This window comes from Nocardioides sp. NPDC127503 (genome assembly GCF_040302165.1).
GTDB lineage: Bacteria > Actinomycetota > Actinomycetes > Propionibacteriales > Nocardioidaceae > Nocardioides.
This window is the reverse complement of the sequence record NZ_JBEORH010000001.1, coordinates 108,636-131,099: the sequence shown is the minus strand read 5'-3', so window position 1 is coordinate 131,099 and position 22,464 is coordinate 108,636. Positions and strand designations below refer to the sequence as shown.

The window sequence follows — 22,464 nt, the reverse complement described above, 5'->3', positions numbered from 1 at the left end:
CGGCGACAATCGGGGAGGTCCAGAGGCGTAGATTTCAACGCATGACACAGACAGTTCCGGGCTTCGACCGGCTGACCGTAGAGCCCGACAAGCTCGGTGGTCAGGCGTGCATTCGCGGCTACCGGTTCGGGGTCGAACAGCTCCTCGAACTCTTCGCGGCCGGAATGACCTTCGAGGAGATCCGCGAGGACTTCCCGTTCCTCGAGCCAGAAGATGCCCAGCAGGTCTTCGCTTACGCGGCTGCGCTCGCGCAGCGCGACTTCTACCTTCCGCTGCAGGAATCTGTGTGAGGCTGCTTCTGGACCAGGACCTTCTTCTCCTGAGTTCGGGCTTCCGGCGAATCCATCAGCGGTCTGCGCCCTACACCTGGTCGGCGAAGATCTCCGCAAAGCGGCCGGGTGCGGCGAGGAGCTCGTCGTACGTCCCGCACTGCACGATGCGGCCGGCGTCGAAGACGTAGATCCGGTCCATGCCGCGCAGGGTCCAGGCGCGGTGGGAGACGACGATGGTGATCCGGTCCTGACGGGTGGCCTGGAGCTGGGCGAAGACCTCCCGCTCGGCCTCGGCGTCGATGGCGCTGGTCGGCTCGTCGAGGATCCAGATCCCCGCCCGGCGCAGCGCGACCCGGGCCAGGGCGAGGCGTTGCCACTGGCCGCCGGAGAGCCCGACCCCTTCCCATTGTGCGCCGAGCTGGCTGTCCACCTGGCTTGGCAGGTCCCTGACCAGGTCGGTCGCCAGAGCGGTACGCAGCGCCTGGTCGAGGTCGGGTTCGGGGATGTCGAGGCGCGGGTCACCGAGGCCGACCGTCTCGCGGACGGTGAACTCGTAGCGACCGAACTCCTGGGTGAGCAGGCCGAAGTGGGCCAACCGTTGCCGCTCGGTCATCGTGAGCACGTCGACGCCGTCGATCAGCACCTCGCCGGAGTCGGGCGCCAGGGCACCGAGGATCGCGTTGATCGTCGTCGTCTTGCCCGCTCCGTTGACGCCGACCAGCGCGATGATCTCGCCGCGTACCGCCTGCAGGTCTGCATCGACAACCACAGGTTTCGCGGCCCCGGGATACGTGACGGTGAGGTCGCGTACGTCCAAGCGGTCGACGGAGGCGACGACGTCGGCCGACTCCTCGGCTGAGGCCAGGTCGAGAGCATCGCGGTAGAACCGCGAGTGCGGGCTCGCCGAGATCAGGCCGCCGAACGAGTAGCTCGCCGACCTCACCGCCGCGAGCCCGGAGAGCACACCCGCGACGGCGGCGGCGGTCAGCCCGCCGGGCAGGTCAGCCGCGACCATCGACAGGACGGCGGCCGCGACGAGCAGGCCGGTGAACCCGGCGCCGATGATCTGCCAGCGGAGCTCGATGTTCTGGATCCGCTCGAAGACCCGCAACCCGCGCAGCGCATGCGCCGAGGCGATTCCGGCGACCTTCTCACCTGTTCCGGCGACCGCGAGCTCGGTGCCCGAGCGCTGCTGGATGAGCTGCTCTGTGGCGTAGTCGGCGTAGCGCGTCGCCCTGGCGTACTCGGGCCAGTGTTTCGTCTCGTGACGGGCGACATAGGCGTGGAGCACGATCGTCGGAACCATCGCCGCCATCACGAATAGGCCGGAGAGGACGTTCATCGAGCAGACGGTGACGCACAGTCCGACTGAGGTGACCAAGGTGCCGATCGCCGCGAGTGCGTCCCGCGGCACCCACGCCAGGAAGCTGGCACCCTTCCGCGCCGCCTCCAGGGCGACCACGGTCGCTGGATCGGCGAGCTGGGCTGCGCGCAGGCAGCCAGCGGCGTACGCGAGGTCCTTCGTGTAGTGGTATTCGAGCTGGAACCTGATTCGGACCGCCGCGCTGCTGGCTACCTGGCCGATCGGGTCGCTGACCGCGAGCACCAGGATCAGGCCAGTCAGCGGCGCGACGACCTCACCACCAACCCCGTCCTCACGCCCGAGGGCGAGCACGGTCCGGGCCAGCAGCCATACCTGCGCGGCCGGGAGCAGCGCATCGATCACGCCGAACGCGACAGCTACCAGGAACCACCGCGGCGAGTGGCGCGCCGCATCCCGCAGGCCGCTCCACGATGCAGCGACCGTCGCGGCCAGCGCCTCCTGCCACGTCATCGTCGGCTCGCGCGTGGGTTCGGTGTCGGAAGCGGTCTCCGCGTCGGTCAGGTTCGCTGTCAAGAGATCTCCTTCAGCAGGAAGACGGCGTCGTGCTCCTTGTCCGTACGCATCGTGACAAGGAACGGACCCGTGGGTGCGGCCTTCGCCGGGGCGAACGAAAATTCGTTCGCCCCGGGAAGCACTTCCTCAGCCGACGACTTCCGCCCGACCACCGCTGCGCACAGTGACGCGCCGCGCCGCGGAGGCGCGGCGGATCCAGTGGCGGTCGTGGGTGACGGTGACGACGGCGCCGGGGTGGGCGTCCAGGGCGTCCTCGAGCTGCTCGACGAGCTCGGGGTCGAGGTGATTGGTCGGCTCGTCCAGAAGAAGTACGTCACCAGGGTCTGCCAGTGCGATCGCGAGGTCGAGGCGGCGACGCTGCCCGACAGAGAGAGCCCGCACCGGGCGGCCCATCTCCTCCTCGCGCAGCAGCCCGAACCGCCGCAGGCGCTCGACGGCATCCTCGCGATGGATCCCCACGGCGCGGGCGAACACGCCGACGACCGAGCCCGCAGGCGGCGCCGCGACGTCCTGGCGGAGCCAGGAGACCCGCACTCCCGGGGCGCGCTCGACGGTCCCCGAATCCGGCGCGAGCTCGCCGACCAGCAGCCGCAGGAGCGTCGTCTTGCCCGCCCCATTCGGTCCGGTGACCAGCCAGCGGTCACCGGCACTCAGCGACCACTCGGTCATCTGCAGCCCGGCACCGGCCTCACGACGTACGTCACGAAGAGCGATGTGGGGCCCGTCGGCCGGCGACGCGTCCGACCCGAGGCCGGCGGCGAACCGGAGCGGCTCAGGTGGCGGCGCGACGGGATCGGCCCGGAGCCGGGCGACACGCTCCTTCGCCATCCGGATCCGACCCATCGCGCCGTGGTCGCGGCTGCGCGCTCGGAAGGCGCCGTGACCGAATCCGTCCAGCTCGAGCTTGCGCGGGATCGCGGAGAGCCGGAACGCGTTCGCCGCGACGAGAGCCTCGTTGCGGGCCAGGTCGGCCTTCCACTCCTCGTGCTGCTCGGCCTGGCGGCGTCGCTCGGTCGCGCGCGCCACGAGGAAGCCGGCGTAGCCGTTGCCGTAGCGCCGCAGCCCGCCGTCGCGTACCTGGACGATGTCACAGGCGTTCCGCTCGAGGAAGGCGCGGTCGTGGGTGACCACGACCATGGCTCCGCGGTGTGCGTCCAGCCGCGATTCGAGCCAGGCCAGGGCCGCACCGTCGAGGTCATTGGTCGGCTCGTCGAGTAGCAACAGCTCTGCGTTGGCCGACAGCGCCACGGCGAGAGCGAGCCGGGCGCGCTCACCTCCGGAAAGCCCTTCGACCGGACGCCCCCGATCGACAGAACCCAGACCGAGCTGGTCGAGCGCGGCGTCGACACGCCGGTCGACGCTGTAGCCGTCGCGCGCCTCGAACCGGTCGGTCAGTTCGCCGAGCTCTTCGAGCAGCGCCGGCTGATCCTGGTCGCCGGCGTTGGACAGGCGCTCAGCGCAACGCTGGATGCGCGACTCGAGCGCCCGCAGGTCCGCGAGCAGGAGGTCGGCGGCAGCTCGCACCGTCGCCCCGGCCGGGAACCGCGGCTCCTGGGCGGCGTGCGCGATGCCGCCAGGGATGACGACGCGGGTCTCGCCGGCGACGGGCGCCACCGCACCCGCCAGCAGGTCCAGCAGGGTCGACTTGCCGGCGCCGTTGTCGCCGATGACGGCGAGTCGGTCGGTCGGGCCGACGGCGAGGTCGACACGGTCGAGGACGATCCGCTCGGCGAAGCGGACGGTGGCCGAGCGCAGCTCACAGATGCGGTGGCTGCGTACGGCGGATGGAGAGAAAGCAGACGGGAACAAGAGGACTCCTCTTGGCGACGGGTCGGAACACGGACCTCGAGCGCGCCGGGTCGGACGGCGCGGTCGCTCAGGACCCACTGCGGAGAAGACTCGACGCAGCGTCCCGATCTATCGCTTCAGAGTACCCATCGCGGCACACGCTATCAGCCGCTCATCGAGGCCCGCGACCGGTTTTTCCGCACCACGTCCAAAGCGTTCGACAGCCGATCGGAGCCGTGCCAGCGTTCGCTCCATGCACGTCAGAACCGGGTCGGTGAGCGACCTCCCAGCAGCGATGAGTCTCCTCGACGCCGCCGTCGCCTGGCTCGCCTCGCAGGGCCGCACCGGGCAGTGGGGCGAGGCGCCGTTCTCGTCCGTCGAGGCTCGGGTCGAGCAGATCCGGACGATGCTCACCGAGCGCACCACCCGCATCGCCGAGGCGGACGGGCAGGTGGTCGGGGTCTGCGTGCTGGCCGACGAACCAATGCCGTACGTCGATCCCGCGCCGATCCCCGAGCTCTACTTACAGTTGCTCGTCACCGACCGTGCCCGGAGCGGTTCCGGCATCGGCCGGACGCTGGTCGACGACGCCGTCGAGATCGCCCGGCAGCGAGGTGTCGCGCAGCTGAGGCTCGACTGCTACGCCGGGGACGACCAGGCGCTCGTCCGGACGTACGAGAGATTCGGGTTCGCACTGGAGCGGCGGTTCACTGTCGACACCGGACGCCCCGAGCCCTGGCCCGGCGCGATCCTCCGGATGGCGATCTAGCCTCCGATCCCGACATCCGGCGGAGGCCGGAAACCCGGGAGGATCCCTAAGTCCTCGAGGCAACCCGCGATGTCCAGAAGCCGGATCTCGGACCACCTGGGGCCGACGATCTGCACGCCGATGGGCAGGCGGCGGTCCGCACTGCGACCTGCGGGGACCGTCAACGCCGGCAGGCCGGCGAGGTTGGCGAACACGCAGCTGAGTCCTTGCCGGTCGGTCTCGCCGGCCCCGTGCGGGAAGGCCACCGACGCGGCCGGCGGGAGGATGAGGGCGTCGTGATCATCGAAGAAGCGCTCCCACGCGCTCATCCACCGGTCGCGGCGCTCGAGCGCATGGAAGTACCAGGCGAGCGTCTTCGGATCGGCGCCGGGCACGTAGACCTCGGTCAGGCTCATCAGCTCGCCGAACACCCATTGGTCCGACCAGTCGAGGTCGGGGAGGCATTGTTCGACCGCCGCACCCGCGGAGGCGGCCTCGGTGGCAACCCGCTCGACCTCCGTACGAAGGTCGTCCGCCACTGGTGCATCGGGAAGCCGTTCGGCCCAGGCCAGGCGCAGGCTCGTCGCTGATCGCCTACGCCGGGGAGGAAGCGGCACCGGTGGAACGTCGGAGTCCAGGCCATCGGGTCCGGCAACGAGTCGCAGGATCAGCTCGAGGTCATCGAGGTCGCGGGCCATCGGACCGAGGCTGGAGAGGATGCGGACGGTCTGCGCGCTGCCGTCGGGCGGCCGGAAGAACCCGGTGACGGGGACGCGATGCTCGGTCGCCATGAGTCCGTAGACACCGCAGAAGTGCGGCGGTATGCGAAGGGACCCTGCCAGGTCGGAACCGACCTCCACGGGGGTCATCCCCGCAGCCAGCGCCGCAGCCGCTCCGCCACTGGACCCGCCGGGCGTACGCCCGCTGTCCCACGGGTTGTCGGTGCGTCCGAAGAGGGGGTTGTCCGCGTCGTAGCCGGCCAGGAAGGGCGGGACATTGGTGTGCCCGACGATGATCGCGCCTGCCGCCCGGAGGCGAGCCGCGATCGTCCCGTCACGCTCCGGCACCCGGTCGAGGGCCGCAGTCCCGAGTGTGGTGCGCATGCCTGCCACATCGTGACCGTCCTTGAGCGTGATCGGCACGCCGTGCAGCGGTCCGAGGTCCGCACGCCGAGCGACAGCGTCGTCAGCGTGTCGTGCGGCACATCGCGCCGCGTCCGGATCGAGCGAGACTACGGCGTTGAGGGCCGGGTTCAGCGCCTCCATCCTCGCGAGCTGGGAGTCGAGCACCTCCACAGCGCTCATCTCTCGACGGGCGATGCGGGCGGACAGCGTCCGTGCGCTGGCAAAGGCGAGATCGGTGGTCACATCGCCTTTCTAGACCCTGACACCGTGTCACGGTCTAGCGTCCGCACCACAACCAGCCGCCCTAGGAGGTACCTGTGTGCCGGATCAGGTCGCGGCGATGGGCTCCTGGAGTTCGGTGACGAACTCGCGGCCGTCCGCGGAGACGTCGAGGTAGACCTCCCGCGAGGGCCCGGCGGAGGAGAACCCATGGCTGTCCACCCAGCGAGCCAGCTGCTGCACCGAGGACATGACATCCTCCATCGGGCCACGGTGCACGAGCGTCGCCGCCGACGTGACCGCGGGTAGGTCCTTGACGACGAAGTGGTCCCTGCCTGCTGGGTTGCCCCCGATCGGAAGCGCCGCGTGCACCGTCACGGTGCCGTCGGCGTGGTGGTCGTAGTAGGCGATCGCCGGTGCGACAACGGAGACGGCCGCATCCGCCAGATGCGCTGACAGCCGCTCGTAGAGAGGACGGATCACAGGGGTGATCGACTCGGGATCGAAGCCGGCGGCTGATGCACTGACCTCGGCCACCCGCGCGGGCGCAACCGATCGGACGACGACCTCTGCGGTCGGCATCGCGCCTTCGGCTTCGATGATCCTGAGCCGGCTCTCGACCTGAGCCAATCTCGCGATGTCCGCATCGATCTGTGCAGCCAGCTCGACGCGACGGGCGTGCAGCATCCCCCTCAGATCCTCGGCACCGATGTCATCGGCCAGAATCCAGCCCACCTGCTGCAGGGTCAGGCCGAGATCCTTCAATGCAACGATGCGGTTCAGCGTCCCGAGCTGGCCGGCGTCGTAGGACCGATAGCCGGTGACCGGGTCAACTCTCGCCGGACGCAGCAGCCCGATCTTGTCGTAGTGCCGCAGCATTCGGACCGACACCTGGCCATGTCGCGCGAAGTCGCCGATGGAGAACACCACCCCGTTATACGCCGGCCGCAGGACCAGAGATTTGTAAACTGCCGAGGCGCACAGCCGGACAGACCGAGAGAGGTGAGTGCGATGACCGAGATCGGTGACTGGTTGGCGGCATTCGCCGACGAGCAACGCCGGCCCGAGGAGGTGGCCCGCTGGGCCGCGTCGACCGCCGACGCGATCCTGGCCGACGGCGAGATCGATCTGGCCGACCTCAGGCCCCTCCTCCTGAAGGCCGTCGAAGAGCACTGGTACGCCTTCCTCGACCGGATCACGCTGCCGGACGCGGAATTCGAGCTGGTCCCGACCGCACATGTCGTTGCACTCGAGGCGGCGCGTCGCCATCTCGGTCTCCCGTTGCTGCTCAAGGTCTACCAGCGGGCGCAGGAGGCGAGCTGGGACTTCGCGGTGCAGGTCGTCCGGCAGGCGCCCAGCGATCTCGACCACGAGGCGCTGCTGGTCTGGTTCTGGACGAAGGCGACTGCGTGGTTCGGCTCCTCGGTCGAGCAGTCGGTGCTCATCCACCAGACCGAGACGAACCGGATCAGGCAGCGCGGGGACGCTCGCCGTTTCGAGGTGGTCTCCGAGGCACTGGACACCCGGAGCGTTTCCCCCACCGAGCTGTCCGCCGCGCTGGACGGCCACCCGATCAACGTCCCTGGCCATGTCGCCCTGGTCGCGCACGCGCTCACCGCCGACTCGATCGAGCAGCTGGAGGCGGCACTCACAGCCGTCACCCGCCGAGCCGGCCATGCCCGCTCGGTGCTGGTGCGCCCAGGCGGCCGCGAGATGTGGGCTTGGCTCGCGCTGAGCGAGCGACCGGACACGGTGACCGACACCGGGATCGATTCCACAACGGTCCGGGTGACGGTGGGCGTCGGCGGAAGCGGTCTCGACGGTTTCGTCGGAGCGCATCTCGACGCCCAGGCGGCCCAGCGGGTCGCACAGGCGCCAGGACGCCAAGACCCGGTGACCGCCTACGACGACGTAGCCGCACTGGTCCTCATCTCACACGACCCCGCTGCCGCCGAGCGATTCACCCGGACGACGCTGCGCGGACTGGCCGACCCGCCCCATGACCGGCTCCGCGAAACCGTGCGCGAGGTGCTCACCTCGGCCGAGACGGCGGACCGGCTCGCCGAGCGGCTCGGCATCCACAAGAACACCATCCGCTACCGCGTCGCCCAGGCCGAGCGGCTCCTCGGGCGCCCGTTGCGCGAGCGGGCCGGCGACCTGCTGCTGGCGCTCGACTACCACGACGCCTTCCTCACGAGACCGACTGTGAATACGCACAGTTATCCGTGAGCGATTCGGCCTGATCGGCCAGAGACTTCGCTGCTGCGTACGTCCATTCTGACAGTGGTCGTAACCGAGATCACAGGAGGCAGCAGAGATGACACTCGACGCCAGCGGCACCGTCGACAGGGGCTCCACCGAGAGGTGGCGGGACAGGAAGCGTTACCTGTGGCTCCTCGGACTCGTGGTCCCGTCCTTCGCCTTCATCGCCGTGGGTGGCTACGCGCTGACCGGGTGGGGCGTGTTCCTGTGGACGGGGCCGATCGTCGTCCTGGGCCTCGTCCCGGCCATCGACTTCGCGGCGGGCCTGGACCGATCCAACCCGCCCGACGACGTCATCGAGGAGCTCGAGGAGGACCGGTTCTACCGCTACATCACGTTCGCGTTCCTCCCGATCCAGTACGCCGGGTTCGCCTTCGCGATGTACCTGATCGCGACCCAGGACTGGCCGCTGGCGCACAAGATCGGCCTGGCCCTCACCATCGGGTTCATCGGCGGCATCGGCATCAACACCGCCCACGAGCTCGGCCATAAGAAGGAGAGCCACGAGCGCTGGCTGTCCAAGATCGCCCTCGCGCAGAGCTTCTACGGACACTTCTACATCGAGCACAACCGCGGCCACCATGTACGCGTCGCGACACCCGAGGACCCGGCCTCCTCGAGGATGGGCGAGAACCTCTACGGCTTCTGGTTCCGCACGGTGTTCGGGTCGCTCAAGAGCGCCTGGGGCCTGGAGGCCAAGCGCCACCGGCGCAAGGGCACCCACCCGTTCCACCTCGGTAACGACGTCCTCAACGCCTGGCTGATGAGCGTGGCCCTGTGGACCGCGATGACGCTCTGGCTGGGCGTCGGGATCCTCCCCTACCTCGTCCTCCAGGCCGTCATCGGCTTCTCCCTGCTGGAGGTCGTCAACTACCTGGAGCACTACGGGATGCTGCGGCAGAAGACCACGTCGGGGCGCTACGAGCGGGTGCTGCCGATGCACTCCTGGAACTCCAACAACATCGCCACCAACGTGCTCCTCTACCACCTGCAGCGACACAGCGACCACCACGCCAACCCGACCCGGCGCTACCAGACCCTGCGGGACTACCGGGAGTCCCCGGCCCTGCCGACCGGCTACGCCGGGATGATCGTGTTGGCTCTCGTCCCGCCGCTGTGGCGCCGGGTGATGGACACGCGCGTGGTCGCCCACTTCGACGGCGACATCCGCCAGGCCAACGTACGCCCCCGCCGGCTCGACAAGCTGCTCTCCACGTTCCCGCCGCCCGCGGATCCGGCGGCCGAGGAGACCGTGAAGACCGACGTGACCAGGCAGACCTTCGACGACGAGGTCGCCGCCGGTCGCTGCCCGGGATGCGGGTACGTCTACGAGGTCGCGGTCGGCAACGAGCTCGAGGGCTTCGCGGCCGGCACCGCCTGGCGAGACATCCCCGACGACTGGTGCTGCCCGGACTGCGGCGTACGCGAGAAGGTCGACTTCATCCCGCTGAAGGAGTCAATGCTGTGAACACGATCGAAGCGGACAAGACCGTGTGCGAGGGCATCGGCATGTGCGAGGCCCAGGCCGACACCTACTTCCAGATCGGCGACGACGGCCTCGTCGAGGTCCTCACCGACGAGGTGCCAGACCCGGACCGCGGGTACGTCAAGGCAGCCGTCGACTCCTGCCCGGTCTCCGCGCTCCGCCTTCTCGGCTGAGCGGCCCATCGAGTCGGAGGAAGACGAATGCCATCACTTCTGGTCGTCGGCGCCGGGCTGGCCGGGCTCCGTGCCGTCGAGGGCGCACGTCAGGCCGGCTGGTCCGGCCCGATCACGATCGTCGGCGACGAGCCGCACCCGCCCTATGACCGGCCACCGCTGTCGAAGGCGGCCCTCTCCGCCGAGGAGCAGCCCGACGTTCCGGTGCTGCGGTCGAGCGAGGTGATCGAGGAGCTGCAGGTACGCCACCTCTCCGGCGTCCGGGTCGACGGCCTCGACACCGAGCAGCGCACGGTGACCACCAGCGCCGGCGACCTCGGCTACGACGCGCTCGTGATCGCCACGGGCAGCACGGCGACGACCCTGCCCGGACTGACCGGGCTCCCCGGCGTGCACGTGCTCCGCCGCTACGACGACGCGCTCGCCGTACGTGGCTCCCTGGCCCGCTCTCGCCACGTGGTGATCGTCGGGGCGGGGTTCATCGGCTCCGAGATCGCCTCGGCCGCCCGCGCCCGAGGCATCGAGGTCACCGTCGTCGAGGCGGGCAACCGCCCGCTGGAGCGCGCTGTCGGGCCGCTCGCGGCCGGGCGGCTGATGGAGCTGCACGCCGACGCCGGAGTCAGGCTGCTCACCAGGACGACCGTGTCCGACGTACGCACCTCGGATCGCGGCGTGGAGGAGGTCGAGCTGAGCACCGGGGAGACCCTGGCTGCCGATGCCGTGGTCCTGGGCATCGGCGCGCGCCCGGCAACCGCATGGCTCGCAGACAGCGCCGTCGCGCTGGACGCCCGCTCCGGCGGGGTCTTATGCGACCGCCGGCTCGCGACCAGCGCGCCCGGGGTCTGGGCCGCGGGTGACGTGGCGTGCGTCGACGGCGAGCGCAGCGAGCACTGGACCGCCGCCGGTGAACAGGGCCGGGTCGCCGGCGCGAACGCCGCCGGAGCGACCGAGGTCTTCGCCTCCGTACCGTTCGCCTGGTCGACCTGGCACGGGCACCGGATCCAGGTCGTCGGCGAGACGACCACCGCCGATGAGGAGGACCACGGCGACGGGTTCATCCTCTACCGGCGAGAGGGCCGCCCTGTCGGCGCGGTCGGCATCGACAGCCCTGGCCCGATCGCCCGGCTCCGCCGCGCCCTCGCCGCCGAGCCTGCCGCCGACGTCCGCGCTCACATGGCCGGGGCGGGAGGCGTCGTACCAGCTCGGGAGTAGGTCGTCGGGACAGTGGCGACGACGCTGTGCGCATGGTCCAGGAGGTGGTTGGCCACCGATCCCCCGCCGCCGACCACGACCATGTGCATGGTCTGGGCCTGCTCCGCGAGCGCGTGCCCGAGGCTTCCGGCCTGGATCCGCAGGTGCGGGTGCAGATCCGGATAGCGCTCCCGGAGCCCGGCCACACACTCTGCGACCAGCACCCGGTCGGCGTCGGGCCGCTCCGCGCCGCCGGCGCGGTAGCAGTACAGCACCGTCACCGGCAGGTTTCGCTGGTCGGCCTGGTCGAAGGCGAACTCCAGGGCGGGGATGGAGTCGCTGGTCCCGTCGATGCCGACGAGTACGCCGCGGCCCACGCCGCCGGCGCCCGGACACAGTACGACGACCGGGCACCGCGCGTCCTCGACGACGGAACGGCTGACCGAGCCGAGGATCCAGCTGCCGATCGGCCCTTTGCCCCGCGATCCGAGCACCAGCAGCGACGCGTGGCCGGAGGCGGCAACGAGTGCGGGTATCACGGACCCGATCTGCTGCGACGTGGTCACTGCCGGGCGCCGATAACCGGCGAACCCGGAGACCCCAGAGAGCCCATCGAGGCGATGCTCGGCGTAGCGCTCGGCGCTCGACAGCACCACCGACCCGTGCGCCTGCTCGGGCTCCGAGGCCGCTCCGGCCCGGAACCCGGGCGGCGTCTCCAAGGTCGTAGCCGACACCACGTGGACCAGACCCACGTCACGTCCGTCGCGGTAGGCCTGCTCGACCGCCCACGACACGCTCTCGGCCGCTGCCGGCCAGTTCTCGACCCCGACCAGGATCGCGCCCTCGGGGATTGCTGCGTACGTCATCTCGACTCTTTCGTCTTCTCGTCTGTTCGTGTGTTTCAGACCGGTACGACGCGTCGCCCGGTGATCTGGGTCGGCGTGATGCACACGTACAGCGTTCGCCGGCCGTCTGCCCACGGCTCCGGCCTCAGGTCGTGTGCCGTCAGCCAGACGCCGTCGACGAACTCCGCGGACCCGCGTGCCAGCACGCTCCAGCCCGACGAGGTGTAGGAGTCGAACTCGTCGATCTGGTAGGACACCGCTCCGGTGCCGACGTGGTCCGCGATCGCCGTGCGCGGCGCGGCGCGGAACACGATCTGATCGCCCACCATGACGTGGTTGACCGGCAGGACCAGCGGTCCGTCCGGGTCGCCGAAAGCGACTCTTCCGACCTCGCTCCGCTCGAGCAGCTCCACACACTCGGCCCGGTCGAGCTCGGTCAGGTGACCGGGGAACCATCGTGCTGCCAGATACATCGTCTTCTCCTTCGTCATTGCCGGCCGGCACCGACCGGTCGGCTGTCTGCTGTCGCGGCCCCGTCCGTGGATCCGGCGTCCCCCTCGAACGCCGGTGCCACGGACGGGTCGATCTCGATCGGGCAGATGCTTTCGCGAAGCACGGCGCGGACGGTTCCGCCCAGGTGCCCGAAGCCGTGGAAGTTCCGGCCGCGCCCGAGGATCAGCAGATCCGCGGTGCGGGACGCCTCCACCAGGGCGTACGCCGTCTGAGCGTGCACGACGTCGACCCGGGCGTCGACTGCGGCCGCCTCCGGGCCCAGGTCCGCTCGGGCCGCCGCCAGGGTGGCGGTGACCTCCCGCTCGGCCCGGTCGATCCAGGCCTGCTCCTCGCTCCCGACGGTGAGGTAGTCCTGATAGGACCCGAAGGTGTGCCAGGCGTGCAGCAGCCGCAGAGGCGCACCCCGCTCGGCCGCCACCTCGAGCCCGCGGCGTACGAGCGGGATCGATCCGTCGGCGTCCTGGACCCCGACGACGATCTCGCGGGGTTCGTCCCCGGGCACCCAGGCGGAGGGGACGGCGATCATCGGCACGGGCGCGTGAGCCGCGACCGGGGCGAGGATGGACGAGGTGATGATCCGGTCGAGCAGCGTGCGCGGCTGGTCACCCAGGACCACTACCCGCGCTTTGGCCGACTCTTGGGCGAGCACCGTCGCCGGCAGGCCGAGCAGCAAGTACGTGCTCACCACCGCTCCGCTGTCCGCGACGGCGTCCTCCGCCTCAGCGAGGATCGCTCGTCCGAGCTGACCCATCCGGGAGTCGGGGCTCGTGGGCGCCACCGGCCAGGTCGGCAGCGGTGGTGCGTACGGGTCGACCACGTAGACCAGGTGCAGCACGGCACCGGCTCGGGCCGCCTCAGCGGCGGCATAGCGGGCGGCGGCGAGCCCGGCCTCGGTGCCGTCGACTCCTGCCAGGATGAACTCTTTGCGCTCGATCATGTCTCCAGCGTCGGTCCACAGGGCGGTCCCCCGACAGGGACCCTCGGCCCGAGGCAAGGGCCTTTGGTCGCCCACCACGGCTCACCCCTCGGCCGCGAGCACGGTCTGCGTGACCGCGAGGATCGAGTCGGGCGTGACACTGATCGCGTCGATGCCGAGCTTGACGAGAGAACGTACGACCTCGGGGTGGTCCGAGGGCGCCTGGCCGCAGATGCCGGAGTGCATGCCGTGACGCCGGCAGCCCTGGACGGCAAGGGCGATCATCCTCTCCACCGCAGGGTCGCGCTCGTCGTAGTCGAAGGCGACCAGCTCGCTGTCGCGATCCACGCCGAGGGTGAGCTGGGTGAGGTCGTTGCTGCCGATCGAGAACCCGTCGAACCGCTTGGCGAACTCGTCGACGAGGATGACGTTCGACGGGATCTCGCACATCGCATAGACCTTCAGGCCACGCTCCCCGCGGCGCAGCCCCAGCTCCGCCATCCGCGCCAGCACGCGGTCGGCCTCCTCGAGGCGGCGGACGAACGGCACCATGACGACGACGTTGTCCAGGCCCATCGCCTCGCGAACGCGGCGAAGCGCGGCGCATTCGAGCGCGAAGCCCTCGGTGTAGGCCGGATGGGCATAGCGCGCGGCACCGCGGAAACCGAGCATCGGGTTGGCCTCGGCGGGCTCGAAGGCCGCACCCCCGAGGAGTGCCGCGTACTCGTTGGTCTTGAAGTCGGAGAGGCGCACGACGACAGGCTTGGGATAGAAGGCCGCGGCGATCGTGCCGATGCCCTCAGCCAGCCTCTCGATGACGTACGCCGCACCATCGGCGCCGACGAGACGCTCGACCTCCGCGCGCTGACCGGCGTCGGTGATGCGCTCGGGATGCAGCGCGGCGAGCGGGTGCACGCGCACGTGCTCGGCGAGGATGAACTCCATCCGCGCCAGCCCGACCCCGTCGTTGGGCAGGAAGGACGACTCGAACGCGATCCCGGGGTTGCCGAGGTTGAGCATGACGTGTGTCCGCGGACGCGCGGTCAGCTCGGTGGCGACCTCGTTCGCATGGAAGTCGGCAAGGCCGCGATAGACGTGGCCGTCATCGCCCTCCGCGCAGGAGACGGTGACCTCCTCGCCGTCGGTGATCGCGTGGGTCGCGTCCCCGGTGCCGACCACGGCCGGGATGCCGAGCTCGCGGGCGACGATCGCGGCGTGACAGGTGCGCCCGCCGTGCTCGGTGACGACGGCTGAGGCGATCTTCATCAGCGGTTCCCAGTCTGGGCTGGTGCTGGTTGCGACCAGCACGTCACCGGAAGCGAAGCCGACGTCCTCCCCGATGCTGCGGACGATCCGGGCAGGGCCCGCGCCGACCCTGGCGCCGACCGCGCGGCCGGTGGTGAGCAGGTCGCCGTGCGCCTCGACCACGAACCGGGTCATGACCGCCGGTCGCCTCCTCGCGGCCACGGTCTCGGGGCGGGCCTGGACGACGTACAGCAGACCGTCGGTGCCGTCCTTGGCCCACTCGATGTCCATCGGCTCGCCGTAGTGGCGCTCGATGGTCATCGCCGCTCCGGCCAGCTCAAGCACGTCCTCGTCGGTGAGGCAGAAACGGCCGCGGTCGACCGGCGGTGTGGGCTCGTTCCGCACCGGCTCCGTCTCCCCCAGCACCATGCGCACCGCCTTGCTCCCGAGACGGCGGCTCAGTACGGCGCGGTGGCCCGCTGCGTACGTCGGCTTGTGGACGTAGAACTCATCGGGCTCGACCAGGCCCTGGACGACGTTCTCCCCCAGGCCGTAGGAACCGGTCACGAAGACGACGTCCTTGAACCCGGATTCCGTGTCGAGGGTGAAGGTGACCCCTGAACAGGCGAGGTCGGAGCGCACCATCTTCATCACTCCGACCGAGAGCGCCACCGACAGCTGGTCATAGCCGTGCCGCGCCCGGTAGTCGACCGCCCGGTCGGTGAAGATCGAGGCGAAGCAACGGTGCACGGCGTCGAGCAGCGCCTCCTCCCCCTGGATGTCGAGGTATGACTCGTGCTGGCCGGCGAAGCTGGCGTCCGGCAGGTCCTCGGCGGTCGCCGAGGACCGGACCGCGAGCGCGACGTCACTGCCGTACTCCCGCCGTAGCTCCTGGTGGGACGCCACGATCTCGTCGGCCAGATCCTGAGGAAGCTCCGCGGAGAGCAGGAGGCTTCGTGCCCGGGCGGCGCGCTCGGCGAGGTTCTCGCGGTCGTCGACGTCGAGGTCGGCGAAGATCGTCGCCAGAGCCGAGTCGATGCCAGCGGCACGCAGGAAATGGCGATAGCCGTCGGCCGTGACCGCGAACCCGTTGGGCACGCGGATGTCACGATCGTGGAGGCCGCGATACATCTCGCCGAGCGAGGCGTTCTTGCCGCCGACCAGGGGGACGTCGGCGATGCCGACCTCCCCGAACGTACGTGTGTAGCGGATCGGGCGGGTGGTCATCGCAGCCACGGGTGGTGCATGACGAGCGGCATCCGTGCCCACTGCTTGCCGAAGCCCCAGGTGTCACCGGCGTACGTCAGTGCCAGGACGCCGACGGTGAGCGCACCGAGCAGGTGGTCGTCGATGACCGGGTTCTGATCCAGCGGGAAGCTGGAGAACCACATCAGGAGGTACATCGTGGCGCCGGCGATGGCGCCGACCCGCATCCCGATGCCGAACGTGAGCGTGAGACCCACGCCGAGCAGCCCGATCATGAACAGCCAATCGGCCCACGGCTGACCCGCCATGTCGTTCCACATGCCCTGAAGCCAGTTGTTCTCGGGCACGTTGGACAGATAGCCCTCGGTGGGGCTGCCACCGTTGATCCAGGCGGCGTCCTGGGCGAAGAAGTCGATGCCGGTGCGGGTGCCGGCCTCGTTGGTGATCGCACCGGTGTGGAAGCCCAGCGCGAGCAGCTTGTCGAAGAAGGCCCACAGGAACGTGAGCCCGAACGCGATCCTCAGCGTCCCGAGCATCCGCGCGGCGGGCAGCGGGTAGTGCCCCGGCAGCGTTGTCGCGGAGCCTGGTGTGGAGATTGAAGTCATGATTCCTCCCACGGTCTCGCCGGCCCGTCTTGGCCGGACGCCTTCAGCCAACCGCCGCCGAAACCGTCGGGTCGAGGGAACGGGGTCCGCCCCGGGCGGGCCCTTCGTCCCGTGAGCTGCCCGGCGGTGGGCCTCAGGACGCGCCTCGCCACGGCCGAGGCGTCGCGCCCCGGAGGTAGCGGTCGGGACCGCCCGCGGCCCGGGCACCGGAACGGAACCACGCATCCAGTCCCGGCGCATCGCGCCGCCCGAGCTCTTCGAGAAGCAGCTCGCGGATCTCCACCGCCCGCAGCTTCGCGCTCGGGTCCGTGGCCCGGTCGAGGGCCACGTAGCTGGATCGCCAGGCCATGCACAGGTCCGAGTCGGTCAGCCCGTCGGTGACGGTCAAGACCGCCTCGACCGGATCGATCACGTGGGGTCTGATGGCCTCTGCCAGCGCTGCTGACGCTTCAGCCGTCTCTGCGCGCGAACGCCGCCTGCCCACGCGGCGACGGCGCTTCATGGGTAGTTCGGCGCGCGGCGGCCAGCCGAGCCACCCCAGTTCCCATGCCGCAGCCAGCCCCGCGGCGGTCACCAGCAGCGCGCTGGTCAGACCGAGCGCGACGACGAGTCCTGCGGCGGCCAGCACGGCGGTCGGCCACAGCAGACTCCTGGCGAGCACGACCCTCCACCGGATGGGCGCCTCGGGTCCCAGGCACACCAGCAGCGAGAGGGTGATGAAGCTCGCGCCCGCCCACCACCCGATCGTCATGGGCACCGACCACGCCATGAGCGCTGCCATACCGCAACCGGCCACGGTGGCGGCCACAGCCGACCACACCCAACGTCTCATGTGGTCACCTTCCCGGCTGGCCGGGCCCGGGCGGACGGGCCAGGATTCCTCCCGGTCCGGGACCAAGGCCCCGACGCCAGTAGTCGACTGTCAGGGCATGCAGTTCAGAGGCCAGCCTCCGGTCATTCCGGGAACACACCGATGATGTTGCCGCCAGGATCACGAAACATGGCGAAAAACCCGACCACTGGGATCTCGGTGGGCGGCACCACAGCCTCGCCTCCCATCTCCTTGGCCCGACGCAGGGTGCCGTCTCGGTCGAGCATCCAGCGGGGGGCCGCGACGGTGACAGGGGCGAAGGCACGCACCGGCAGGTCCTTGGTCCTCGGCATCTCATGGCGGCGCCCGTCGGGAGGACTTTGGCTGAGAGTCACGGGGACCTTCGCCACTGCTTCGAGTCCTCGAGCGGTGCCTAGCGTGGTCACGTCATGAGGAGTGACACCCCACCTGTTCCCGGCGAAGGAGGCGCGATGAGCCGCACGAGGAAGGCCCTCTTCGGGCTGCTGCTGTTCAACGGCTTGAGCGCCACGGCCGGAGGGCTCGCGCTGATGACGGACTGGATTCCCGAGCAGGCATCGTGGGTCCGAGACACCGACTTCCCCAGCAACTACTTCCCGGGTGTGATCCTGATGGCCGTCGTCGGTGGCAGCTCCCTGATCGCCGCGGCCGTCATGGTCAAACGCAGCGAAGGCTGGCAGCTCGCCAGCATCGTCGCCGGAAGCATCATGGTGTTCTGGATCGTCGGAGAGGTGGCGTCGATCCGTGCATTCCACTTCCTGCAGGTGATCTACCTCCTGAGCGGCGCGCTCGTCGTGATCTGGACACCAGCGCGCGACAGAAGCAGCCGATGACACTGCCTGACGCCGTCGTACGGTCCCCCGAAGGGGTGAGTCCTCGGACCCAGCGCCTCTGCGCCGCCGTTGCTGTGATGGTGGTGGTCGGTGCCGTTCCCACGTTCTTCGTGGAAGGGATCCTCAACGGGACGCCGGTGATGAACGGCTCCGCGCGCGGCACTGCGCTCACCATGTTCGCGCTGGCACTGCCGGTGCTGGTGGTGGGACTGGTCACCTCGACCCGTGGCTCGGTCCGGGGGCGGGCTGCCCTGATCGGCGCGCTCGGCTATCTCCTTTACAACGCCACCCTGCTTGTGTACGCCACACCCTTCAACGAGCTGTTCCTGGCCTACGTCGCCCTGCTCGGGCTGTCACTGTGGTCATTGGTCAGCGCACTGCTCGACCCCCTGCCTCTGGTGTCGGGCAGCAGGCTGCCCGCGCGCAGCATCGCCGCGTTCATCCTGACCGTGGTCGCGCTCAACGCGCTTGCCTGGCTGCGGGTCGTCATACCTGACCTGGGAGAGGACCCGCCCGGCTTCCTGGACGGAACCGGCCTGACCACCAACCCCATCTACGTCCAGGACCTCGCGGTCTGGCTGCCCGCGCTGGCGATCGTGGCCGTGCTGCTCTGGCAGCGCCGACCCTGGGGCGTCTTCCTCGCCGGAGCCGGGCTGTTCCTGTGGATGATCGAGGCGACGGTGTCGCGGTCGACCAGTGGTTCGGACACCGAGCCGATCCCGCCTCCGACGTCGCGACCTTGGGTGGCGTCGTGTTGTTCGTCGTACTTGCCGCAGCGACCCTCGTCCCTCTGGTCCTTTGGTTGCGCGCGGTCTCGTCGCGGTCAGGCGTAGAAGGGCAGCCGTGAACCCGGCTCCCGGGTTCAATTCGAGCCCACCTCTGTTCGACGTGATACTTCCCGGGTCGGGTGAAGCAGCCGAAGCAACCACCATCCGGTCACGGCCGCCTGGACGAACGCCATCGCGGCGCCGGCGCCCACCCCGATCAGGATGGCGACCCAGACCCGTTGGCCCTCGTGCCACAGCGGGGTGGCGATGGCGAGGAAGACGCCTAGAGCGATGAGCCATGCGACAGCCGTGACCGGGATCCAGGTGGCAGCGCGGGCCACGTGGTGACGCAGCTCGAGCCACTGCGCGCCCCCGATCGAGAACACGAGCAGGGCACCGCACAGAGCCGGTACGACAACGCGCACCCATCCCGACTCCGTCGCGGCCAGCGCTACCGCCGTACCGAGCACGTACGCAGCCACCGCGGCACCCGCGGTGAGCATCACCCAGCGGCGGACGCGTAGGCCTGGAAGCACATCGCGGAGCACGGTTGCCTGCGCCCAGCCGAGGACGGCGCCCTCGACCGCTCCCGCCGCGAGCAGCGCCGGGAGGGCCGCGTAGGTCGGCAGGCCGGTCGTGATGGTGCCGATGAAGGCAGGCGCGATGAACCCCAAAGTCTCCGCCACCGTGACCGTCACGGTCCACCGGATGAGCCAGGACCGGCCCAGGCGCGGACGGCTGGGCATCACTGTCGACATCGCGACGTCGGAGCCGGGACTCAGAAGGCGGGCGCCGGGTCGGCGACGGTCTTCTCGAACCGGCCGTCGTGCTCGAGGACGAGGTCGGCGGCGGTGAGGACATCGGGGATCGGGGGCTGGATCTCTACCGGGCAGCGGCTCTCGCGGATGACCGCACGACCGGTGTTGCCCAGGCGGCCCAAGGGGAAGGAGTGCCGGCGGCGGCCGATGACCAGGAGATCGGCGTTCCTGGTCTCCTCAGTGATCTCCCTGGCCGGCTGGCCGTGGCGAACCTCGATCCGGATCTTCACGGCCGAGGAGCGCGGGACACGGCGACGGGCGCGACCCAGCGCGGCCTCCAGGTCGCGGCGTACGTTGTCCTCCCAGTCGCTCATGTCCAGGTGGGCCACGGTCATGTCGTCGTAGACGGTGTCCAGCTGCCAGGCGTGGAGCACGACCAGCTCTGCGTTCCGGTCGGCCGCGTGCTTCAGGGCCTGGGCGAGCAGTCCCGCCGAGCTCACGCAGTCCTTGACCGCCACGACCACCCGGCGAGTCGAGCTCTCGGGCGACCAGCCGCTCGGCACCATGACGACCGGGACCGGCGCATGGCCCGCGACCCGGTTGAGGACCGACCCGGTCATGATGCGCTCCAGGCCCTGTCTGCGATCGTCGCCGAGGACCACGAGCCGGGCGGCGGCAGCGCAGTGAACCAGCCCGGAGACCACGGAGCTCGCCAGGAGGGTCGCGGTCACATGCTCGGCACCGACGTACGCGACGGCCTCGTCGGTAGCCTTCTCCAGCAGCTCGTTCCCGGCTCGGCGGACGTCCTCTCCGAACGATGGGTAGGGATAGCGGCCGATCACGTCGGCCGGCTGAGACAGCGTCACGTGCACGAGCCAGAGGTCGGCGTCGTCCAGCCCGGCCTCGGCCGCGGCGTAGGCGATCGCAGCCCGGCGGCCCGCTCCCCCGTCGATGCCCACCAGGATCCGGTTGTTCTCGGACATGTCGTCTCCTCACGGGCGCGGCGCATCCGGCCGTCCCGTTCCCACTCTCATCGAGGTCGTCGCCGGCGGGCAGGGACGTCGGATCCGGGTTCCGGGGACCTTGGTCCGCCCGTCAGCGCTGCCGGTGCCGGTAGGCCTCGACGGCGGTGGGAAGGGTCGGGAAGAGCCGCTCCTCACCGATCCTGTCCAGGATCCCGGAGGGAGCCAGCGAGTCACGCAGGTCCTGCTTGATCCGGGCGATCGCGAGGACGATGCCGCGCTCGCTCAGCGAGGTGCGCAGCGCTTCCAGCGCGTCCACCGCGGTGACGTCGACCTCGGTGTTCGCCTCGGCGTTCAGCAGGAACCACTCCACCGGCCGTTCGGCAGAGTCGACAGCCGCGAGCGCGCGGGTGCGGAAGTCCTCGGCGTTGGCGAAGAAGAGCGGCGAGTCGTAGCGGTAGACGAGCAGGCCGGGCACCTCCTCGGCCTCGGGGTAGTCGTCCACGTCGTGCATCCCGGCCAGCCCTGGTACGTGGCCGAGGACCGCGTCGTGCGGGTGCGCGACCCGGCGCAGCAGGTCGAGCACGGAGAGTCCGACCGCGATCAGTACGCCCCACATCACCCCGGCGGCGAGCACCGCCACCGTCGTGACCAGGGCGAGGACCAGCTCGCTGCGCCGGAAGCGGACGAAGCGGCGCAGCTCGCCCACCTCGACCAGCTTGGTGGCGGCGTAGACCACCACAGCGCCGAGCGCGGCCTCGGGGAACGCCTCCAGGACCGGCGCCAGGAGCAGCACGGCGGCCACCGTGGTGGCGGCCGCGAAGTACGAGGTCAGCTGCGTACGCCCGCCCACGGCGTGACCGATGGCGGTCCTGCTGCCGCTGCTGCTCACCGGGAACCCGTGCAGGAGCGCCGAGCCGAGGTTGGCCCCGCCCAGGGCGAGCAGCTCCCGCCGCGCGTCGACACGTTCGCCGCGGCGGGCGAATGCGCGGCCGGTGAGGATGTTGTCGGTGTAGCCCACGAAGGCGACGCCGAGGGCCGGGCCGAGCATCGCGACGATGGCGCCCGCGTCCAGGACCGGAAGTCCCGGAGCCGGTGGCCGGCTCGGGATCTCGCCGACAAGCCGCAGTCCATACCCGTCACCGAGCAGTGCCACCAGCGCAGTGGCGGCGAGCATGCCGATCAGCGCGACCGGAGCCCGCGGGGCCAGCAGGGAGCCGGCGATCATCGCCGCGGCCGCGCTGCCACCGAGCAGCAGCGTGGGGACATGGATCTGGTCGAGGTTGCCGACGAAGCTGCCCAGCTCCGCCAGCACCCCGTCGCCGGTGATCGTGACGCCGGTGAGGTTGTCGAGCTGGGAGACGATCATGAGGACCGCGATCCCGGCCATGTAGCCGACCAGCACCGGCCGCGAGAAGAGCTCGGCGAGCACCGAGACCCGCACGAACCAGCCCACCACGCAGATCGCGGCGACCACGAGCGCGAGCGTGGCCGCGAACGAGGCGGGGTCCTCAGCCGCGGCCGGGGTGGCGCCGATCGCCGCGGCCGTCATCAGCGCGGTGGTCGACTCCGGACCGACCGAGAGCAGCCGGGAGGTGCCCAGCAGCCCGTAGACCACCATCGCACCGACGCACGCCCACAGCCCGGTCTCCGGCGGGAGGCCGGCCAGCTCGGCGTACGCCATCACCTGGGGCACCAGGTAGGCGGTGATCGTCACCCCGGCGAGCAGATCGAGCCACAGCCAGCGCCGCTCGTAGCCGGCGATCCACGGCGGCATCACCCGGCGTACGTCCATGGCAGCACT

22 protein-coding genes are annotated in these 22,464 nt (G+C 70.2%); 8 read left to right on the top strand and 14 right to left on the bottom strand.

Going from position 1 to position 22,464, the window contains the following annotated elements:
* Positions 1-41 precede the first annotated feature (41 nt).
* Positions 42-290 (top strand): DUF433 domain-containing protein, encoded by a 249-nt coding sequence (locus ABTW65_RS00635; protein ID WP_350657836.1) that lies wholly within the window; start codon positions 42-44, stop codon positions 288-290.
* A 70-nt stretch (positions 291-360) separates the two neighbouring features.
* On the opposite strand, the gene ABTW65_RS00630 is transcribed toward ABTW65_RS00635, so the two are convergent.
* Together ABTW65_RS00630 and ABTW65_RS00625 are read right to left on the bottom strand one after the other, a co-directional pair.
* Positions 361-2,169: an ATP-binding cassette domain-containing protein gene (locus tag ABTW65_RS00630; RefSeq protein WP_350657834.1), complete on the bottom strand. Its 1,809-nt coding sequence runs from the start codon at positions 2,167-2,169 to the stop codon at positions 361-363.
* 126 nt (positions 2,170-2,295) lie between these two features.
* Entirely contained in the window at positions 2,296-3,978 is a 1,683-nt protein-coding gene (locus tag ABTW65_RS00625; protein ID WP_350657833.1) for an ABC-F family ATP-binding cassette domain-containing protein, read from the bottom strand.
* A gap of 232 nt (positions 3,979-4,210) precedes the next feature.
* Between ABTW65_RS00625 and ABTW65_RS00620 the strand changes: the two genes are divergently transcribed.
* Entirely contained in the window at positions 4,211-4,726 is a 516-nt protein-coding gene (locus ABTW65_RS00620) for a GNAT family N-acetyltransferase (protein WP_350657832.1), read from the top strand.
* Here ABTW65_RS00620 and ABTW65_RS00615 read toward each other — a convergent pair.
* Positions 4,723-6,072 (bottom strand): amidase, encoded by a 1,350-nt coding sequence (locus tag ABTW65_RS00615; RefSeq protein ID WP_350657831.1) that lies wholly within the window; start codon positions 6,070-6,072, stop codon positions 4,723-4,725. The two genes, ABTW65_RS00620 and ABTW65_RS00615, sit on opposite strands and share 4 nt — an antisense overlap.
* A gap of 84 nt (positions 6,073-6,156) precedes the next feature.
* Entirely contained in the window at positions 6,157-6,975 is an 819-nt protein-coding gene (locus tag ABTW65_RS00610) for a MerR family transcriptional regulator (protein ID WP_350657830.1), read from the bottom strand.
* A gap of 84 nt (positions 6,976-7,059) precedes the next feature.
* Between ABTW65_RS00610 and ABTW65_RS00605 the strand changes: the two genes are divergently transcribed.
* The 4 genes from ABTW65_RS00605 (at position 7,060) to ABTW65_RS00590 (ending at position 11,181) form a co-directional block, all read left to right on the top strand.
* Entirely contained in the window at positions 7,060-8,277 is a 1,218-nt protein-coding gene (locus tag ABTW65_RS00605) for a helix-turn-helix domain-containing protein (RefSeq protein WP_350657829.1), read from the top strand.
* A gap of 88 nt (positions 8,278-8,365) precedes the next feature.
* On the top strand, positions 8,366-9,778 hold the full coding sequence (locus tag ABTW65_RS00600; protein WP_350657828.1) for a fatty acid desaturase: 1,413 nt from the start codon (positions 8,366-8,368) through the stop codon (positions 9,776-9,778).
* Positions 9,775-9,969 carry a ferredoxin gene (locus ABTW65_RS00595; RefSeq protein ID WP_350657827.1) on the top strand — a complete coding sequence of 65 codons (195 nt, stop codon included), beginning with the start codon at positions 9,775-9,777 and terminating at the stop codon, positions 9,967-9,969. The genes ABTW65_RS00600 and ABTW65_RS00595 overlap by 4 nt, the downstream gene beginning before the upstream one ends.
* A gap of 27 nt (positions 9,970-9,996) precedes the next feature.
* On the top strand, positions 9,997-11,181 hold the full coding sequence (locus ABTW65_RS00590; RefSeq protein ID WP_350657826.1) for an NAD(P)/FAD-dependent oxidoreductase: 1,185 nt from the start codon (positions 9,997-9,999) through the stop codon (positions 11,179-11,181).
* On the opposite strand, the gene ABTW65_RS00585 is transcribed toward ABTW65_RS00590, so the two are convergent.
* The 7 genes from ABTW65_RS00585 to ABTW65_RS00555 form a co-directional block, all read right to left on the bottom strand.
* Positions 11,139-12,026, bottom strand: coding sequence for a universal stress protein (locus ABTW65_RS00585; protein WP_350657825.1), 888 nt, complete (start codon positions 12,024-12,026; stop codon positions 11,139-11,141). The genes ABTW65_RS00590 and ABTW65_RS00585 overlap by 43 nt on opposite strands.
* A 35-nt stretch (positions 12,027-12,061) precedes the next feature.
* The gene (locus ABTW65_RS00580) at positions 12,062-12,478 is read right to left on the bottom strand and encodes a pyridoxamine 5'-phosphate oxidase family protein (RefSeq protein WP_350657824.1); all 417 of its coding nucleotides are present in this window, start codon (positions 12,476-12,478) and stop codon (positions 12,062-12,064) included.
* Between the two features lie 14 nt (positions 12,479-12,492).
* A complete protein-coding gene (locus ABTW65_RS00575) occupies positions 12,493-13,455 on the bottom strand; it encodes a universal stress protein (protein WP_350657823.1) in 963 nt (320 codons plus the stop codon).
* Between the two features lie 81 nt (positions 13,456-13,536).
* On the bottom strand, positions 13,537-15,906 hold the full coding sequence (gene ppsA, locus ABTW65_RS00570) for a phosphoenolpyruvate synthase (RefSeq protein WP_350658619.1): 2,370 nt from the start codon (positions 15,904-15,906) through the stop codon (positions 13,537-13,539).
* Complete coding sequence (locus ABTW65_RS00565; RefSeq protein WP_350657821.1) at positions 15,903-16,490, bottom strand: hypothetical protein; 588 nt, start codon at positions 16,488-16,490, stop codon at positions 15,903-15,905. The genes ppsA and ABTW65_RS00565 overlap by 4 nt, the downstream gene beginning before the upstream one ends.
* 133 nt (positions 16,491-16,623) lie before the next feature.
* Entirely contained in the window at positions 16,624-17,322 is a 699-nt protein-coding gene (locus ABTW65_RS00560; protein ID WP_350657820.1) for a hypothetical protein, read from the bottom strand.
* A gap of 122 nt (positions 17,323-17,444) precedes the next feature.
* Positions 17,445-17,630, bottom strand: a complete 186-nt coding sequence (locus tag ABTW65_RS00555) for a VOC family protein (RefSeq protein WP_350657819.1) — start codon at positions 17,628-17,630, stop codon at positions 17,445-17,447.
* Between the two features lie 162 nt (positions 17,631-17,792).
* On the opposite strand from ABTW65_RS00555, the gene ABTW65_RS00550 reads away from it, so the two are divergent.
* The gene (locus ABTW65_RS00550; protein ID WP_350657818.1) at positions 17,793-18,173 is read left to right on the top strand and encodes a hypothetical protein; all 381 of its coding nucleotides are present in this window, start codon (positions 17,793-17,795) and stop codon (positions 18,171-18,173) included.
* On the top strand, positions 18,170-19,006 hold the full coding sequence (locus tag ABTW65_RS00545; protein ID WP_350657817.1) for a hypothetical protein: 837 nt from the start codon (positions 18,170-18,172) through the stop codon (positions 19,004-19,006). Before ABTW65_RS00550 ends, ABTW65_RS00545 begins: the two co-directional genes overlap by 4 nt.
* 29 nt (positions 19,007-19,035) lie before the next feature.
* Here ABTW65_RS00545 and ABTW65_RS00540 read toward each other — a convergent pair whose 3' ends face one another.
* The 3 genes from ABTW65_RS00540 to ABTW65_RS00530 form a co-directional block, all read right to left on the bottom strand.
* Positions 19,036-19,686: a hypothetical protein gene (locus tag ABTW65_RS00540; protein ID WP_350657816.1), complete on the bottom strand. Its 651-nt coding sequence runs from the start codon at positions 19,684-19,686 to the stop codon at positions 19,036-19,038.
* A 32-nt stretch (positions 19,687-19,718) separates the two neighbouring features.
* Complete coding sequence (locus ABTW65_RS00535; protein ID WP_350657815.1) at positions 19,719-20,681, bottom strand: universal stress protein; 963 nt, start codon at positions 20,679-20,681, stop codon at positions 19,719-19,721.
* Between the two features lie 112 nt (positions 20,682-20,793).
* Positions 20,794-22,455: a SulP family inorganic anion transporter gene (locus tag ABTW65_RS00530; protein ID WP_350657814.1), complete on the bottom strand. Its 1,662-nt coding sequence runs from the start codon at positions 22,453-22,455 to the stop codon at positions 20,794-20,796.
* Positions 22,456-22,464: the final 9 nt, after the last annotated feature.